Origin of the sequence: Coprococcus sp. AF16-5, from assembly GCF_003479365.1 — a bacterium.
GTDB classification, from domain to species: Bacteria; Bacillota; Clostridia; order Lachnospirales; family Lachnospiraceae; genus Coprococcus; species Coprococcus aceti.
Window position 1 is genome coordinate 21,505 of the sequence record NZ_QUGZ01000011.1, and the last position, 264, is coordinate 21,768.

Genomic DNA, 264 nt, shown 5'->3' on the forward strand with positions numbered 1-264 from the left:
TTCATAAAAAGTATTCTATTGTGAATACAGCGACCCGGATGGGGTTCGAACCCACGACCTCCGCCGTGACAGGGCGGCGCTCTAACCAGCTGAGCCACCAGGCCATATTCATTGTTTCTTATTATTAGTAAGAGTGGACGTTCGGGGACTCGAACCCAGGACCGATCGGTTATGAGCCGATTGCTCTAACCAACTGAGCTAAACGTCCTCATTTAAGTGGGACCTATAGGGCTCGAACCTATGACCCTCTGCTTGTAAGGCAGA

At 50.4% G+C, this 264-nt stretch carries 2 tRNA genes; both read right to left on the bottom strand.

Annotated elements, in window-relative coordinates:
- Nucleotides 1-30: 30 nt before the first annotated feature.
- Nucleotides 31-104 (bottom strand) — tRNA-Asp (locus DWW70_RS14385).
- Between the two features lie 30 nt (nt 105-134).
- A tRNA-Ile gene (locus tag DWW70_RS14390) sits at nt 135-208 on the bottom strand.
- Between the last annotated feature and the right edge of the window lie 56 nt (nt 209-264).